This is a genomic window from Maledivibacter sp., from assembly GCA_025210375.1.
GTDB lineage: Bacteria > Bacillota > Clostridia > Peptostreptococcales > Caminicellaceae > JAOASB01.
This window is the reverse complement of the sequence record JAOASB010000044.1, coordinates 23,669-39,747: the sequence shown is the minus strand read 5'-3', so window position 1 is coordinate 39,747 and position 16,079 is coordinate 23,669. Positions and strand designations below refer to the sequence as shown.

The following is a 16,079-nucleotide window of genomic DNA, read 5'->3' as shown; positions in this document are numbered from 1 at the left end:
ATCCTATTTAAGTAATTCTTTTATTTTTGCAAATTCCGCTTCCATTCCAACACTTGTCAAGAATGGTATTCCATTAACTACTGGCTTTCCATAATCCTTTGTAACAGCTGTAATTGCCACATACACATCACATTGATCAATGATTGATTCTAATGATTTTATATCTACTGCTTCAACACTTACATCTAGTCCCTCATTTTCGCATAAACTACTGATTTTTGATGCTACTGTCTGGGAAGTAGCTACCCCTGATCCACATGCAACGATAATTTTTTTCATTTTACATTCCTCCTATTTCTAAAATTTAATCTGTACTACTATGTATCTTAAGCAAATATGATGCCATCTAGTGCATTCCCCTTAAAACCATGTACTATAATGATTTTTCAATTGCTTTTTATGCACTATGATTTTTCTTGAATTTATGCATATTTTTTATATTGGGTCTAATCTTTACCATATATTATCCCTTATCTATTCCCCAAATTTATTCTCTATTAAGGATATGATACTGTCCACTGCTTCCCCTTCGTCCTCACCATCTCCAACAATATCAACTTGACTTCCACAGGAAATACTTCCAGCTAATATCGCCATAATACTTTTTGCATTCATAGTTTTATCGTTGACCTTTATTGAAATCTCTGATTTAAATTTATTAGCTGCCTGTACCAATACAGATGCTGGACGGGCATGTAATCCTGCTTCATTTAATATGGTTGCTGATTTACTATACATTATTTTTCCTCCTATCTAATAAATCGTTTCTAGTAAAATCTATTGATACACAAAATATCATCCCATTATATCTGTCTACGCGAGTTCTTTACCTAGTATATCAATTATTTCCCTTTTTTCTTCAGAGTTCTTTATCTTTAATAATTTCTCACCATCAGAAAATACCGCCATCAATTTACTTAAAGTATCAACTTGATTTTTAGGGTTTTTTACTGCCAATAGGAATACTAATTCTGCATCTACTTCTCCAGTGTTTAATCCCATTTCCTTAAATTTAATTGCTTTTTTTAGATTTGCCACAACAATTGCGGTTTTGTTTACATGATTTGAATCTGTATGTGGTATTGCAACATGGACTCCATTTGTTCTTAATCCTGTGGGATAATTTTTTTCCCTCTCTATTACAGCCCCTCTATAAGTTTCCTTTACATATCCCTCTTTTTCTAAAGATGACGCTAATTTTGCTATCAAGTCTTCATTATCTTCTGCCTCTACATCAAAATAAATCAATTCTGGATGCAATAAAATATTTTCATTATCTGTATTCATTTTTACCACCTCTATTATTTTTTGTATTAAATATGATGCCACTGTGAGAGTTTTTAATTATATAGGGTTTACAATGCTTACACTGGAATCCCCATAAAAATAAGTATTGATATACTTATTTTTGTGAGCATCAATACAAATATATTTAGCAATATTTATGCCAATTAGTGCATAACCTTTCATAAAAATTGTTTATCGAGCAAATTGCATAATTACCTTCTTTAAAAAACATCTACTATACGTAGTTTTAGAATCTGCGAAGACATACCACCAAATATGCTATATCTTTAATAAAACTCTTGTACCCTACTGGTTTTTGAAATATAATCCAGTTATAGACTTCTAATATTAATAAGGAGACGATAGTATGCCTGATTTTTGGATTCATGTTCTTGGTGGGGAATTAGTCCTAAAGGATTTAGGGGATTCCCACTGGAAGAATATGCTTGAAAATAATAGAGAAACCTTTAATCTAGGCTGCCAGGGGCCTGACCCATTTTTTTATAATGATTTCTTTCCCTGGATAAAGAATAAACGTGGGCCTAAGATTGGAACAATGCTCCATGAAACCCGCACAAAAACATTGCTTTTAGAGAGTATTGATTATCTTAAAAAAGTACAAAACCAAAAAAATAAGGATTTTAAAGACTTAGCTACCTACTTTTTAGGCTTTATAGTCCATTACGTGGTTGATAAAAATGAGCATCCATTTATCTATGCACGAACAACGACCTCCGATGAGCATAAGCTTTTTGAAATGAAGCTTGATACATATTTTATAAAGAAATACTGGAATCAAAAAGTTCATCTATTATCCCCATCGTCAAAAATAGATATAGGAAAAGAACTACCCCATGGGGTTGTAGAATACTATAAGAACATTGTCCCTAAGGTTTTCGGAGTAAAGCTAGAAACGGATACAATAAATGATTCTTACAATGATTATAAAAAAGTTTTTGATATATTCTATTCCCCTAGGGGTGGTAAAAGGTTCTGCCTTAATATGCTGAATGTCATAATGCCTATAGATATTTCCATATGCGTTTATCCCACCGAGGTAGATAATAGTGTCTTAAGTAATGAAGAGTTTTTAGAATTTGACAATACATTGAAAAAAGCAGTATGTGAAGGCGTTAAGCTCATAAACCTTATTACTGCATATTTAAAGGACGAAATAGAAAAAAGCTCCATAGAAGAAGCCCTCCATGACATATCCTTTTCTGGGAGACCTACGAATTGATAAGAAAAGACATATGTGTCCTTACAATATTCATATGTATATAAAATAGCCTGTTAATTAAATTACAGGCTATTTTGATTTACCTTAAAACATTATTCATTTTCCAGTTCTAATAACGCCTTATAGTACTTCTTAGGTGGAAGCCCAAACATTTTTTTAAATGCCCTTATGAAATTGGAATAATCTCCAAATCCGCATTCTAGATATACATCATTTATTGAATTACCCTTCTTGATCAATGCATTGGCCATTATGAGCCTTTTTTGCAATATATAGCTGTGGACTGTATAGCCAGTCTGATTTTTAAATCTATGCATAAGATAATATTTACTAATATAAAACCTAGAAGAAAGTCCATCTATGGTTAAGTCCCCGCTAAGATTTTCATTTATATAATTTATAATCCTACTAATGTTTTCATCATATTGGATATCACCTAGTTCCCTATTGTTTTTATCCCCCAAAAACATTCTATTTAAATACACTATGAGCTGTAAAAGCAAAGAATTCTTAAGTATTTTGCCTCCAAACTCATTACTATTCCATGCATCATTTAACTGGGCCAGTATATTTTTTATAGTGATAAGAAACTCACCATCCAGTCTCATTAAATTAAGACTTTGCCTAGAAGTCATTTCAAAACAGGTGAGCAGATTACATTCCTTGCTATTGTGCTTAGTGATAAATACGGGGTTTATCCAAATTATTATACGCTCATATGTTTCACTGGAATCTATTACGGGTTTATGTATCTCGTTGCTGCTTACCAATAGTATGTCCCAGGGTTTTAATTTATAGGCTTTACCCTCAATTAAATAGGTTACATTCCCAGAGATAAAAATAATTATCTTATTAAAATCATGGTAATGGGATTCAAAATTCAAATCCATCCTATCCTTTAAATGAAAATACTCAAAATCTCTTTTAAGATACCCTCTTTTAATTTTTAATATATCATTATTTTCTTTCATAAAAACCTCTCCAACAGATAAATATGCAATCTAATCTTTATATATATTATTACATTTTTTGTGCAATTGTCAAAATATTTTTTGTTGACAAAATTTTAGAACAATGTTATAATTTCGAATAATTATAATATACAATAAATATTTAAACGCTAGGACGGAGAATGGTATTTTATACACTATAGTTACAGAGAGTCGGTAATTGCTGGAACCCGATACTATCCATAAAATACAGATCACTCCCGAGCAGTATCCTTGAAAGCTTTATTATGGGAATAACCCGTTGTAAAGGATAACGACTAGCCCCGTTAAAGGCTTAGGTTTGTTGGAACTGAAAGAGAGGTATCTATTTATTTAGATACAATTAAGGTGGTACCACGGGAATAAACTCGTCCTTGAAGAAGATTCTTCATGGGCGTTTTTTATTGCTATAAATTCGAGATGTAAGACATTTTAATATAAAGATTAGGAGGAATAAGTATGGAAACAGGTACTAATTATGCACTAAAATATGATAATCCCCTGTTACAATTATGGGATATCCAAGAGGCCAATGATAGGTTAAGAGAGGTATGCAATAAAACTCAGCTAATATATAGTCCCATTTTTAGTAGTGAATCGGAAAATGAAATATATATAAAGCCAGAAAATCTTCAAATCACTGGAGCATATAAGCTAAGGGGAGCCTACAATAAAATCAGTAAGCTAACTGATGAAGAAAAAAGAAGGGGGCTTATAGCTTCATCGGCGGGCAATCATGCCCAAGGTGTTGCCTACGCTGCACAGCTTCTAGGAGCAGAAGCCACCATTGTAATGCCTAAGACAACTCCCCTAATAAAGATCGAAGCCACTAAAAAATATGGGGCAAATGTGGTTATTGCTGGGGAAAACTATGATGCGGCATATAATGAAGCCCTGCGGCTACAGAAAAAGATGGGTTATACCTTTATCCATCCATTTAATGACCTAGATATAATTGCGGGTCAAGGAACCATCGGACTTGAGATCACCGAAGAGCTAAAGGATGTGGATATTATACTAGCACCCATAGGTGGTGGTGGACTTATAAGTGGTATTGCAGTTGCGGCTAAATCCATCAACCCCAATATAAAAGTTATAGGTGTTGAACCTGAAGGTGCAAATGCTATGAAGCTTTCAGTTAAAAGTAATAGACTGATTTGTCTTGATACCCTAGAAACTATTGCCGATGGGGTAGCAGTAAAGAAGCCGGGGGATATCCCATTTTCCATAATCAAGGATTATGTGGATGAGATCATTACGGTTTCAGATTTCGATTTGATGGAAGCATTGCTCGTACTCCTAGAAAGACATAAACTCGTTGCTGAACCTGCTGGAGTATTGTCCCTTGCAGCTTTAAAGAAACTTAAGGAAAAAAATAAGAAGGTAGTTTCCGTGGTGAGCGGTGGTAATATAGATGTTGTGACCATATCATCATTACTAAATCATGGCCTCGTTTCTAGGGGAAGGATGTTCTGTTTTTCAGTTAAGCTTCCCGACACCCCTGGAGAGCTTTTAAAAATTTCACAAATTCTTGCAGACCTAGGTGCCAATGTCATCAAGCTTGATCATAACCAATTTAAGGCCCTGGATAGAATTAAATATGCACTTCTTGAAATAACCGTAGAAACAAATGGACACAAGCATATAAATCAGATTATTGATAATCTTGAAAACTATGGTTATGAAGTGGATAAGATTTATTAATTTGATTATGGGAAGCCACATATGTGGCTTCCCATGGAAACTATATTTTTTCTAAAATACTATATTGAAAATTCAATAGTATAGATTTCCCAAAGTTAAACTTAATTTATGCATATCAAAATATCCGATGTTTTTAGGGATTTTTGATGTGTATAAATTAATTGTTTAACTGGAATATACATAATATAGATTGGCTCAAATTCAAGCTATTTATTTTCTTTTCTCAATATCTTCAACTTTTCTTTTATTCTTTTCTCTTGTCCATTATCACTTGGATTGTAGTATATTGTCCCAACCAGTTCATCGGAAAGATACTGCTGCTTTACATAATTATTAGGATAATCATGGGGATATAAATATCCTAATCCATGATTTAATTTTTTTGCCCCTTTATAGCTATTATCCCTTAAATGCATGGGAATCTGTCCAATTTTCTTTTTTTCGATATCATTTAATGCATTATTAATACCCACATAGCTTCTATTACTTTTTGCAGAAACAGCCACATATATAGCCGCTTGTGCCAATATTATTCTAGCCTCGGGCATTCCAATGAACTGAACTGCTTGGGCAGCATTATTGGCTACTACCAAGGCGTTGGGATTGGCATTTCCTACATCCTCCGAGGCCGATATTACTATCCGCCTTGCGATAAATACAGGATCTTCTCCTGCATAAAGCATTCTGGCTAGATAGTGTAGTACCGCGTCGGGATCTGATCCCCTCATGCTTTTAATAAAGGCTGAGATCACATCGTAGTGATAGTCCCCATCTTTATCATAATTAATGGGCTTTTTCTGCATACATTCCTTAATTACTTCCAGATCTATATCTATTCTTTCCTTTTCATCCTTTTCTGTGGTTAAGGCTGCCAGCTCCAAGGCATTTAAAGCCCTCCTAGCATCTCCTCCAGCTACATTTGCTAGAAAATCTGCTGCTTCCTCATGTAAATCAATATTGTATGAACCAAGCCCTCTTTCCCTATCCTCTGTTGCTGTCTTAACTATTTTTTTTATATGTTCTTCATTTAAAGGCTCCAATTTAAATAACATTGACCTTGAAATCAAAGCATTATTTACTTGAAAAAATGGATTTTCAGTAGTGGCACCTATTAATATGAGGGTTCCATTTTCTACCGAAGGCAATAGACCATCCTGTTGTGCCTTATTGAATCTGTGAATCTCATCTAAAAATAGTATAGTTCTTTTATTGTACATTCCAAGTTGATTTTTGGCTTCCTTTACTACTTCCTTTAAATCCTTAACCCCTGAGGTTACGGCATTGAGCTGTACAAAATTTGATTTAGTAGTATTTGCAATAATCCTTGCAAGACTGGTTTTACCCGTACCCGGAGGCCCATAAAGAATTATTGAAGTAATCCTATCTGCCTTGATGGCCCTCCAAAGGAGCTTTCCCGGTGCCAATATATGCTCCTGCCCTACGTATTCCTCCAATGTCCTTGGCTTTAAACGCTCCGCTAAGGGAGATTGCTTTCTTAGTCTTTCTTTTCTTTGAATTTCAAATAGATCCATCATGATCACCTTTTATCTTTCAATATGAGCTACACAAATTTTTCTATTTTATTGTATCAGATTTGGCCCATAAAAGTAAAAGATTTCTCAGTAATCCTAATGTCCTTAATTACTCTTTGATCCACTCCATCATACCCCTTAGGTTCTTACCAACCTCAACTATTTGATGCTCAAGCTCTTGTTCCTTGATGGAATTGAATACCGGTCTATTAAGCATATTCTCAGATAACCAATTCTTTGCAAAATTACCTGTTTGTATTTCCTCTAGAACCTTCTTCATTTCTTTTCTCGTATCTTCATTTATGATTCGTCTACCAACCATGTAATCTCCATACTCAGCAGTATCACTTACACTATATCTCATCTTTTCAAATCCCCCTTCATATAGAAGATCTACGATGAGCTTTAGTTCATGTAAGCACTCAAAATATGCTATCTCTGGTTGATATCCAGCCTCAACTAAAGTATCAAAACCGGCCTTGATGAGTTCAGTCGCTCCACCACATAAAACACTTTGCTCTCCAAATAAATCTGTTTCAGTTTCTTCTTTAAAGGTAGTTTCCAGTACACCTGCCCTAGCTGCCCCTATTCCAATAGCATATGCAAGGGCCATATCCTTGGCTTTACCAGTACAATCTTGATGAATAGCTATTAATGCCGGTACACCCTTTCCTTCTTGATATACTCTTCTCACTAAATGTCCAGGGCCCTTTGGTGCAACCATGAAAACATCTACGTTTTTTGGAGGCACTATCTGTGAAAAATGTATGTTAAAACCATGGGCAAAGGCTAATGCATCACCTTCATCCAAATTAGGCATAATACTCTCCATATATATACTTCTTTGCTTTTCATCGGGCACCAAAATCATTACCACATTACTTACTTTAGCCGCCTGGGCTACCTCCATAACCTCTAGGCCGCTTTCTTCGGCCTTTGACCAAGATTTACTACCCTTGTATAAACCCACTACTACATCTACTCCGCTTTCCTTTAGGTTTAGTGCATGGGCATGACCTTGACTTCCAAACCCAATAATAGCAACCTTCTTACCCTTAAACATTTCTAAGCTTCCATCCTTTGCATAATACATTTTTGCCATTTTAAATTCCTCCTAATATTATTATAAATATTTTTTATGATGCTTTTACTTTTCTATCATTTTGGGATATCTCACCAAACATTTTGTTGACAGCACTTATATATGCATTGATACTGGCCTCAACCACATCTGTACTTAGTCCTTTGCCTCTGTACATATTTTCATTGTAGCTGATCTTAACCATGGCTTCCCCCTGGGCGTCCTTGCCCTCAGTGACTGAATGAAGTGCATAATCCTCTAGAACAATGTCCATTCCAACGATTTTTTCTATGGCCTTAAATGCAGCATCCACTGGCCCATCACCCACCATAGCTTCTTCAATTAATTCACCTTGCTTCTTAAGGGCTATTGATGCTGTGGAAGTAATAATATTACCACTATTAATCACAAAGCTCTCAAGCTCATAGGTCGGCGGTATCTCATCGAAATCTCCAGTTACTATGGCCTCTATATCCCTATTGAAAACATCCTTCTTTTTATCCGCTAAATCCTTAAACTTCTTAAATGCCTTACCAAGCTCTTCCTCAGATAAATTATATCCTAGACTCTTAAGTCTTTCCTCAAAGGCATGTCGCCCTGAATGCTTTCCTAAAACCATTTTGTTAGTTGTCAGTCCAACGGATTCTGGAGTCATGATTTCATAGGTACTTCTTTCCTCCATTACACCATGCTGATGTATTCCAGATTCATGGGCAAAGGCATTGGCTCCTACTATTGCTTTGTTTGGCTGTACCTGTACACCAGTAATAGTGGTTAAAAGCTTACTTGAACGCATTATTTGAGTTGTATCGATATTGCACTGCATATCTAGAGTATCCTTTCTAGTGTTTATAGCCATTACAATTTCCTCAAGGGCTGCATTCCCTGCCCTTTCACCTATACCATTGATGGTACATTCAAACTGAGTTGCACCTGCCTTTGCAGCCGCCAATGTATTTGCAACTGCTAAGCCTAAATCGTTGTGACAATGCACGGATATGTCTACCCTATGCATATTTGAAGTGTTTTCCTTTATCTTATTTATAAAATCATAATACTCATCGGGGGTTGTATACCCTACTGTATCTGGAATATTGATTACAGTTGCTCCTGCAGTTATCACCTTTTCAAATAGCCTTGATAAAAAGATTGGATCACTTCTTGTACCATCCTCAGCAGAGAATTCAATGTCTTCACAATATTTTTTAGCATATTTAACCATATTAACTGCTCTATCTATCACATCCTCTGGGTCCATTTTCAATTTATATTTCATATGAATATCTGAGGTTGCTATAAAGGTGTGTATCCTTGGTCTTGCAGCATACTTCACCGCATCCCATGCATAATCTATATCCTTTGGCAAGGTTCTGGCTAAGCTTGCCACTGTACAGTTCTTGATAGTTTTTGCAATTTCTTTGACTGAGGTGAAGTCTCCCTCCGACGCTATGGCAAAGCCCGCTTCGATTATATCCACCTTTAAAAGCTCAAGCTGTTTAGCCATTTGTATTTTTTCCTTTAGATTCATACTACAGCCCGGTGATTGCTCTCCATCCCTAAGCGTTGTGTCAAATATCTTTATGTTTTTACCCATTAAACTCTCCCCTTTATATTTAATAGTTCCAAGTTTCATGTTCCAAGTTACAAGTTTTTAGGTCATTCTTTATAAGTCCAAAAATCAAAAAACCCCGTCCTTAAATAATATTTAAGGACGGGGTTTAAATTCCCGTGGTACCACCTTATTTGTCTTTGCCAAAGCAAAAACCACTCATTCCAGATTCAATCAAATCCTAGCCTATAATGGGGCTTACCATCTATCTCCTAAGATAATTTCAGAGATGCTGCTCAGGAGTGAGTAGTATCTTAGCTACAGTATCGGTTCACAGCAACCACCGACTCTCTGGAACTGTTTTTATAAAATACGCTCTCCTTCATAGCTTTGCCATATGAGATTTCCAATGTGTTGTATTGTATGTTAACAAATTAATTCAGAAAAGTCAATCACTTTTTTGAGAAATTATCAGAAAATATTAATTTTTATGCATTTAAAATTTTTTACATCCCTAACTAATTTTTTCATCTAATTTTTATTTTATGGATTAATTTCTAAATTTTTTAAAAATTCTATTGACTTAATACTGTAAATTTTGTTAAAATACTTGATAATTATCTAAATTTGAAAAATCAATAATTTTACTTATAAAAGCTCCTCAAATAATTAAGAAGGTGATATTTTGAAGGTTTCAAATGCTATCGTTAAATGTTTGGAAAAAGAAGGGATAGATATTGTTTTTGGCTATCCCGGTGCAGCTGTATTTCCATTATATGAATCCTTAAGAAATTCTGATATAAGCCATGTCCTAGTTAGACATGAGCAAGGCGCGGCCCATTCTGCCAGCGGTTTTGCAAGGACTAAAGGCACAGTTGGTGTATGTATTTCTACATCTGGCCCTGGCGCTACAAACTTAATTACAGGAATTGCCACGGCCTATATGGACTCTATACCCCTTGTTGTCATAACAGGGCAGGTAAATACGACGTCTATAGGTAAAGATGTTTTCCAAGAAGCTGATATTGTAGGGGCTACGGAACCATTTACTAAATATAACTATCTTGTGAAGGATGCCAATGATATACCGAAAATATTTAAAGAGGCATTTTATATAGCTTCTACGGGAAGACCCGGGCCTGTACTTATAGACATCCCCCTTGATATCCAAACACAAAATATAGATTTCTTATATCCCGATTCCATAGATATAACTGGGTATAAGCCTACCTATGTAGGTCATGCCGGACAAGTAAAAAGATCCCTTAAGGAGCTGAAAAAAAGCAAACATCCTTTACTTTGCGTGGGAGGTGGAATATTGGGCTCCGATGCATCAAAGGAACTTAAAATCTTTTCTGAAAAATCAAAAATACCCGTTGTTCACACCTTGATGGGTATCGGTGCCCTTACTTCAGATTCCGATTATTATGTGGGAATGGTAGGCTCCCATGGTCACTCATATGCTAATAGAGCTGTGGGTGAAGCCGATTTATTGATGATCATAGGAGCCAGGGTCGGTGACCGTGCCATGGCTGGCTTCAACCTTACAAATAAAAATCTTTCTATTATTCACATTGATATTGATCCCGCCGAGATCGGGAAAAATCTATCCACTACTATTCCCGTTGTGGGAGATGCAAAAAATATTTTAAGTCAATTTATTGAAAAGGTCGAACCCCTTGATACCGACGATTGGATCAGTAGAATTAAATCATTAAAGGATAATACAATAGAAAAATACCAAGGAAGCAGTACCTTTGTCAATCCAAAACAAGCTTTAAAAACATTATCTAGTATGGTTCCCGATAACACAATATTTACCGTTGATGTTGGCCAAAATCAAATCTGGGCCGCTAGAAACTTGGACATACATGGTGATATGAAATTCTTAACCTCGGGTGGTCTAGGAACCATGGGCTACAGTCTACCGGCAGCCATAGGAGCTAAATTGGCAGACCCGAATAGAAAGGTTATATGTAGTCTAGGGGATGGAAGCTTTCAGATGTCATTGACGGAATTGGCAACCCTTCGCGAAACGGGATTAAATATTATAATACTACTTTTCAACAACAACAGACTGGGAATGGTCAGAGAGCTTCAAGATATGAAAGTTGGAAAGGATAAGCATTTTGGCATAGACTTCACTTGTAATCCCAATTTTATAAAAATAGCAGATGCCTATGGTTTAAAGGGCGTAAGGGTAACTTCAAACGAAGAATTAAACAATGCCTTTGAAACTGCTTTGAATAGTGATGACAGTTATATCATCGAGTGTATGGTAGATCCAAGTATATCCAGCACTTTATAGTAAAGGAGGAGTTAATATCAATAAGCATGTACTATCGGTTTTAGTTGAAAACCATTCCGGTGTATTGAGTAGAATTGCCGGACTGTTTAGCCGTAGGGGCTATAATATTGACAGCCTTTCCGTGGGCGTAACTGAAAATCCAAATCTTTCTCGTATGACCATTACAGTTACTGGCGATGACTATATACTTGAACAAATCAAGAAACAATTAAATAAGCTAATAGATGTCATAAAGGTTATTGAACTTAAACCGGATAAATCAGTATATAGAGACCTTGTATTGATTAAAGTTAAAGCCGACGCCAAGGATAGGGCATCCATCAATGAGACAGTTAATATCTTTAGGGCAAATATCATCGATGTCTCCGCCGAAACACTTACCATTGAGTTGACCGGTGATGCCGGAAAAATATCCGCCTTTGTAGAGGTTATGAAGCCCTATGGAATAATGGAGTTAGTCCGTACTGGATTCACGGGTATCCAAAGAGCAACTTCCCAATAGTGTTACAATTTTTTATTTATTCAAAACTTTTGCTTATTTTAAAATTTTTAAAATAATTCATTGACAATCGATAATACCATTGTTATAATTTTGGATAATTATAATATCACATTAATATATAAACGCTATGACGGAGACTGGTTTTTTATATCTGTAGTTTTAGAGAGTCGGTGGCTGCTGTAAACCGATACTACCTATAAAATGCATATCACTCCCGAGCTGTGTCCTTGAAATCTATAGTAAAGGATAACGACTAGCCCCGTTAAAGGCTTAGGTTTGCTTGAACCGAGAAGAGTGGTGTCTATTTATATATTTAGATACAATTAAGGTGGTACCGCGAGTGTATACTCGTCCTTGAAGATTTATTCGAGGACGATTTTTTTTATAGGTCTTTTGCTAATAAAATGTTTTTTGGAAGGAGGTTTTAAATTTGAATAATGTGATAAAAATATTTGATTCAACCCTTAGGGATGGGGCTCAAGGGGAGGGTATTTCATTCTCTGTTAGGGATAAATTAAATATTGTCACTGCTTTAGATAATCTTGGGATTACCTATATTGAAGCGGGAAATCCCGGATCAAATATCAAGGATTTAGAATTTTTTGAAGGCCTAAAATCTATGAAACTAAAAAATTCTAAGATTGTTGCCTTTGGTAGTACAAGAAGAAAAAATGTATCCGTAGAAGAGGATAATAATATAGCTTCTCTGCTAGAAGCCAATAGCCCTGCCGTGGCCATCTTCGGAAAATCATGGGATTTTCACGTTACGGATATTATAAAAACTAGCTTAGATGAAAATGTAAAAATGATATATGATACCATTACCTTTTTCAAAAAACATAATAAAGAGGTTATATATGATGCAGAGCATTTCTTTGATGGCTACAAAGCTAATCCAGAGTATGCCATAGAAACCTTAACTGCCGCCGTAGACGCTGGTGCCGATGTCATTGTTCTATGTGATACCAACGGAGGCACCTTCCCCAATGAAGTCTATGGAATCACAAAGGATATCTGTAATTCCTTTGATGTAGAGGTTGGTATTCACTGTCATAACGATTGTGGTATGGCTGTAGCCAACTCAATTATGGCGGTAAATGCAGGAGCTGTACAGGTTCAAGGTACCTATATAGGAATCGGTGAAAGATGTGGCAATGCGAATCTTTCTACTGTCATTGCAAATCTACAGTTGAAAATGAATATTGATTGTATACCAAAGAAAAAAATAGAAAATCTTACTTCCACGGCGAGATATATATCGGAGATATGTAACCTCCAACTAATATACGATATGCCCTATGTGGGTAATGGAGCCTTTGCCCATAAGGGTGGTATGCATATAGATGGAGTATCCAAGGCATCAAGCTCATTTGAGCATATTCCCCCTGAGATCGTTGGTAATAAAAGAAGATTCCTAATGTCTGAGGTTTCTGGTAAGAGTACTATTCTTCCATTAATAAAAAGGGTTGATAAAACCATATCAAAGGATTCTCCAGAGGCTCAGAAAATCATAGATAAGTTAAAGGAATTAGAACATATGGGGTATCAATATGAAGGTGCAGAGGCTTCCTTTGAATTGGTGATAAGAAAGCTTCTAGGAAAATATGTTTCGCCATTTAAAATAGACTATTTTAAGACTATTGGGGAGCATTCCATAATAGGTCAAGATTTTACTTCCTCCAGCATCATAAAGGTTATTGTGGATGGTAAAGAGGAGATCACAGCAGAGCAAGGAAATGGCCCAGTAAATGCTTTAAATAAATCTCTAAGAAAGGCTTTAGAAGTATTTTATCCAGAGCTAAAGGCGGTATATTTAACTGACTACAAGGTTAGAGTTCTAGATGCTGAAAGTGCCACGTCAGCTAAGGTTAGAGTTTTAATAGAATCAACCGATGGCAAAGAATCCTGGACCGCTGTGGGTGTCTCAACGGATATTATCGAAGCCAGTTTAATTGCTTTAAAGGATTCTATTGAATATAAATTGATCAAATAAGCAAATTGCATAATTATTTGCTATAAAAACTATCTACTATATGTAGCTTAGAAAGCTTCCAAGCTATACTATATAGATTATGCAATTTACTCAAATAATAAATAAAGGGAGGTCATTTTATGGGTATGACTATGACACAAAAGATTTTGGCAGCTCATGCAGGTTTAGAAAGTGTAAAAGCAGGACAATTTATTCAAGCTAATCTAGATTTGGTTTTGGGTAATGATATTACAACTCCCGTTGCAGTTAATGAATTTAAGAAAATGAACTGTAATGAAGTTTTTGATAAAAATAAGGTTGCCATAGTTCCAGATCACTTTACTCCAAACAAAGATATCAAGGCGGCGGAGCAGTGTAAATGTGTAAGAGAATTTGCATATGAAAAGAATATCACAAACTACTTTGAAATTGGAGAAATGGGTATTGAACATGCACTTCTTCCCGAAAAGGGCTTGGTTGTTCCTGGGGATGTGGTTATCGGTGCCGATTCCCATACCTGTACCTATGGTGCATTAGGTGCATTTTCAACGGGTATTGGAAGTACGGATATGGCCGCAGGCATGGCCACAGGAAAATGCTGGTTCAAGGTTCCAGGGGCATTAAAATTTGTGGTTACTGGCAGCCTGAATAAATGGGTTAGTGGAAAGGATGTTATTCTTCATATCATTGGTATGATAGGTGTTGATGGAGCCCTTTATAAATCCATGGAGTTCCTAGGTGAAGGAATAAAAAACCTATCCATAGACGATAGATTTACCATAGCTAATATGGCCATAGAAGCAGGGGCTAAAAATGGAATATTCCCTGTTGATGACATCACACTAGATTATGTTAAGGAGCATTCCACTAAGGAATATAAGGTATTTGCCCCCGATGAGGACGCTGAGTACGACGCCGTATATGAAATTGACCTTGGTAGCATTCCTTCTACTATTTCTTTTCCACACCTACCTGATAATACCCGCACTATTGATGAAGCGAAGGGTGTAGATATTGATCAAGTGGTAATAGGCTCCTGTACCAACGGTCGTATAAGTGACTTAAGAGTTGCCGCCGAAGTTTTAAAGGGGAAAAAGGTAAATAAGAAGGTTAGAGCTATAATCTTCCCTGCAACTCAAAAGATATATTTACAAGCCCTTAGGGAAGGACTATTAGAAACCTTTATAGAGGCTGGAGCAGTGGTTAGCACCCCTACATGTGGCCCATGCCTGGGAGGACATATGGGAATCCTCGCAGCAGGTGAGCGAGCCATTGCCACCACTAATCGTAACTTTGTGGGAAGAATGGGGCATCCCGAATCAGAGGTATACTTAGCAAGTCCCGCTGTCGCAGCGGCATCTGCCTTAACAGGTAAAATAACTAATCCAGAGGATGTAAAGTAGGAGGTCTAAAATATGAAGAAGAAGGGTAAAGTTTTTAAGTTTGGTGACAATGTAGATACTGATGTTATTATCCCCGCAAGATATTTAAATACATCTGATCCAAAGGAGTTGGCTAAGTATTGCATGGAAGATATCGATAAGGAATTTGCTTCCAAGGTACAGAAGGATGATATAATAGTTGCTAATAAAAATTTTGGCTGTGGTTCTTCAAGGGAGCATGCCCCTATCGCCATAAAAGCATCGGGGGTATCCTGCGTAATAGCTTCTACCTTTGCTAGAATTTTCTATCGAAATTCCTTTAATATAGGTCTTCCAATCTTAGAATGTGAAGAAGCCGCCCAAGATATTGATAATAGCGACGAAATAGAAGTTAATTTCAGCACAGGAGAGATATTTAATTTGACAAAGGACAAAACCTATAGGGCCGAGCCTCTTCCTGAGTTCATGCAGGAAATCATAAATAAAGATGGATTAATCAACTATATTTCCCAAAGCAAATAGGAGGATATAAC

At 36.1% G+C, this 16,079-nt stretch carries 14 protein-coding genes and 3 other annotated features; of the genes, 7 read left to right on the top strand and 7 right to left on the bottom strand.

Annotated features, from left to right (window positions below; genetic code table 11):
• Positions 1-3: 3 nt before the first annotated feature.
• The 3 genes from N4A68_15505 to N4A68_15495 form a co-directional block, all read right to left on the bottom strand.
• The gene (locus N4A68_15505; protein MCT4565703.1) at positions 4-279 is read right to left on the bottom strand and encodes a PTS sugar transporter subunit IIB; all 276 of its coding nucleotides are present in this window, start codon (positions 277-279) and stop codon (positions 4-6) included.
• Positions 280-474: 195 nt separating this feature from the next.
• The gene (locus tag N4A68_15500; GenBank protein ID MCT4565702.1) at positions 475-738 is read right to left on the bottom strand and encodes an HPr family phosphocarrier protein; all 264 of its coding nucleotides are present in this window, start codon (positions 736-738) and stop codon (positions 475-477) included.
• 75 nt (positions 739-813) lie between these two features.
• The gene (locus N4A68_15495; GenBank protein ID MCT4565701.1) at positions 814-1,287 is read right to left on the bottom strand and encodes a PTS sugar transporter subunit IIA; all 474 of its coding nucleotides are present in this window, start codon (positions 1,285-1,287) and stop codon (positions 814-816) included.
• A 367-nt stretch (positions 1,288-1,654) separates the two neighbouring features.
• On the opposite strand from N4A68_15495, the gene N4A68_15490 reads away from it, so the two are divergent.
• A complete protein-coding gene (locus N4A68_15490) occupies positions 1,655-2,527 on the top strand; it encodes a zinc dependent phospholipase C family protein (GenBank protein MCT4565700.1) in 873 nt (290 codons plus the stop codon).
• A 92-nt stretch (positions 2,528-2,619) separates the two neighbouring features.
• Here N4A68_15490 and N4A68_15485 read toward each other — a convergent pair whose 3' ends face one another.
• The gene (locus N4A68_15485) at positions 2,620-3,498 is read right to left on the bottom strand and encodes an AraC family transcriptional regulator (protein ID MCT4565699.1); all 879 of its coding nucleotides are present in this window, start codon (positions 3,496-3,498) and stop codon (positions 2,620-2,622) included.
• A gap of 142 nt (positions 3,499-3,640) precedes the next feature.
• Positions 3,641-3,895, top strand: a binding site (T-box leader).
• Between the two features lie 80 nt (positions 3,896-3,975).
• On the opposite strand from N4A68_15485, the gene ilvA reads away from it, so the two are divergent.
• Positions 3,976-5,220: a threonine ammonia-lyase gene (ilvA, locus tag N4A68_15480; GenBank protein MCT4565698.1), complete on the top strand. Its 1,245-nt coding sequence runs from the start codon at positions 3,976-3,978 to the stop codon at positions 5,218-5,220.
• Positions 5,221-5,426: 206 nt separating this feature from the next.
• On the opposite strand, the gene N4A68_15475 is transcribed toward ilvA, so the two are convergent.
• The 3 genes from N4A68_15475 to N4A68_15465 all read right to left on the bottom strand — a co-directional run bounded on the left by N4A68_15475 (position 5,427) and on the right by N4A68_15465 (position 9,427).
• Positions 5,427-6,752: a replication-associated recombination protein A gene (locus N4A68_15475; GenBank protein MCT4565697.1), complete on the bottom strand. Its 1,326-nt coding sequence runs from the start codon at positions 6,750-6,752 to the stop codon at positions 5,427-5,429.
• Positions 6,753-6,861: 109 nt separating this feature from the next.
• Complete coding sequence (ilvC, locus tag N4A68_15470) at positions 6,862-7,854, bottom strand: ketol-acid reductoisomerase (GenBank protein MCT4565696.1); 993 nt, start codon at positions 7,852-7,854, stop codon at positions 6,862-6,864.
• A 34-nt stretch (positions 7,855-7,888) separates the two neighbouring features.
• Positions 7,889-9,427 carry a 2-isopropylmalate synthase gene (locus N4A68_15465; GenBank protein MCT4565695.1) on the bottom strand — a complete coding sequence of 513 codons (1,539 nt, stop codon included), beginning with the start codon at positions 9,425-9,427 and terminating at the stop codon, positions 7,889-7,891.
• A 110-nt stretch (positions 9,428-9,537) separates the two neighbouring features.
• Positions 9,538-9,777 (bottom strand) — a binding site (T-box leader).
• Between the two features lie 290 nt (positions 9,778-10,067).
• Here N4A68_15465 and ilvB point away from each other — a divergent pair.
• From ilvB to leuD, 5 genes are all read left to right on the top strand, one after another.
• Positions 10,068-11,690 (top strand): biosynthetic-type acetolactate synthase large subunit, encoded by a 1,623-nt coding sequence (ilvB, locus tag N4A68_15460; protein ID MCT4565694.1) that lies wholly within the window; start codon positions 10,068-10,070, stop codon positions 11,688-11,690.
• A gap of 16 nt (positions 11,691-11,706) precedes the next feature.
• Positions 11,707-12,192, top strand: coding sequence for an acetolactate synthase small subunit (gene ilvN / locus N4A68_15455; protein ID MCT4565693.1), 486 nt, complete (start codon positions 11,707-11,709; stop codon positions 12,190-12,192).
• 118 nt (positions 12,193-12,310) lie between these two features.
• Positions 12,311-12,551 (top strand) — a binding site (T-box leader).
• Positions 12,552-12,622: 71 nt separating this feature from the next.
• Positions 12,623-14,185, top strand: coding sequence for a citramalate synthase (cimA, locus tag N4A68_15450; GenBank protein ID MCT4565692.1), 1,563 nt, complete (start codon positions 12,623-12,625; stop codon positions 14,183-14,185).
• A gap of 119 nt (positions 14,186-14,304) precedes the next feature.
• Complete coding sequence (gene leuC, locus N4A68_15445) at positions 14,305-15,567, top strand: 3-isopropylmalate dehydratase large subunit (GenBank protein ID MCT4565691.1); 1,263 nt, start codon at positions 14,305-14,307, stop codon at positions 15,565-15,567.
• A 12-nt stretch (positions 15,568-15,579) separates the two neighbouring features.
• A complete protein-coding gene (gene leuD, locus N4A68_15440; protein ID MCT4565690.1) occupies positions 15,580-16,068 on the top strand; it encodes a 3-isopropylmalate dehydratase small subunit in 489 nt (162 codons plus the stop codon).
• The last annotated feature ends 11 nt before the right edge of the window (positions 16,069-16,079 follow it).

Coding starts and splice junctions, on each gene's coding strand:
- N4A68_15505 (MCT4565703.1), bottom strand. CDS start 279: ATGAAAAAAATTATCGTTGCATGTGGATCAGGGGTAGCTACTTCCCAG.
- N4A68_15500 (MCT4565702.1), bottom strand. CDS start 738: ATGTATAGTAAATCAGCAACCATATTAAATGAAGCAGGATTACATGCC.
- N4A68_15495 (MCT4565701.1), bottom strand. CDS start 1,287: ATGAATACAGATAATGAAAATATTTTATTGCATCCAGAATTGATTTAT.
- N4A68_15490 (MCT4565700.1), top strand. CDS start 1,655: ATGCCTGATTTTTGGATTCATGTTCTTGGTGGGGAATTAGTCCTAAAG.
- N4A68_15485 (MCT4565699.1), bottom strand. CDS start 3,498: ATGAAAGAAAATAATGATATATTAAAAATTAAAAGAGGGTATCTTAAA.
- ilvA (MCT4565698.1), top strand. CDS start 3,976: ATGGAAACAGGTACTAATTATGCACTAAAATATGATAATCCCCTGTTA.
- N4A68_15475 (MCT4565697.1), bottom strand. CDS start 6,752: ATGGATCTATTTGAAATTCAAAGAAAAGAAAGACTAAGAAAGCAATCT.
- ilvC (MCT4565696.1), bottom strand. CDS start 7,854: ATGGCAAAAATGTATTATGCAAAGGATGGAAGCTTAGAAATGTTTAAG.
- N4A68_15465 (MCT4565695.1), bottom strand. CDS start 9,427: ATGGGTAAAAACATAAAGATATTTGACACAACGCTTAGGGATGGAGAG.
- leuC (MCT4565691.1), top strand. CDS start 14,305: ATGGGTATGACTATGACACAAAAGATTTTGGCAGCTCATGCAGGTTTA.
- leuD (MCT4565690.1), top strand. CDS start 15,580: ATGAAGAAGAAGGGTAAAGTTTTTAAGTTTGGTGACAATGTAGATACT.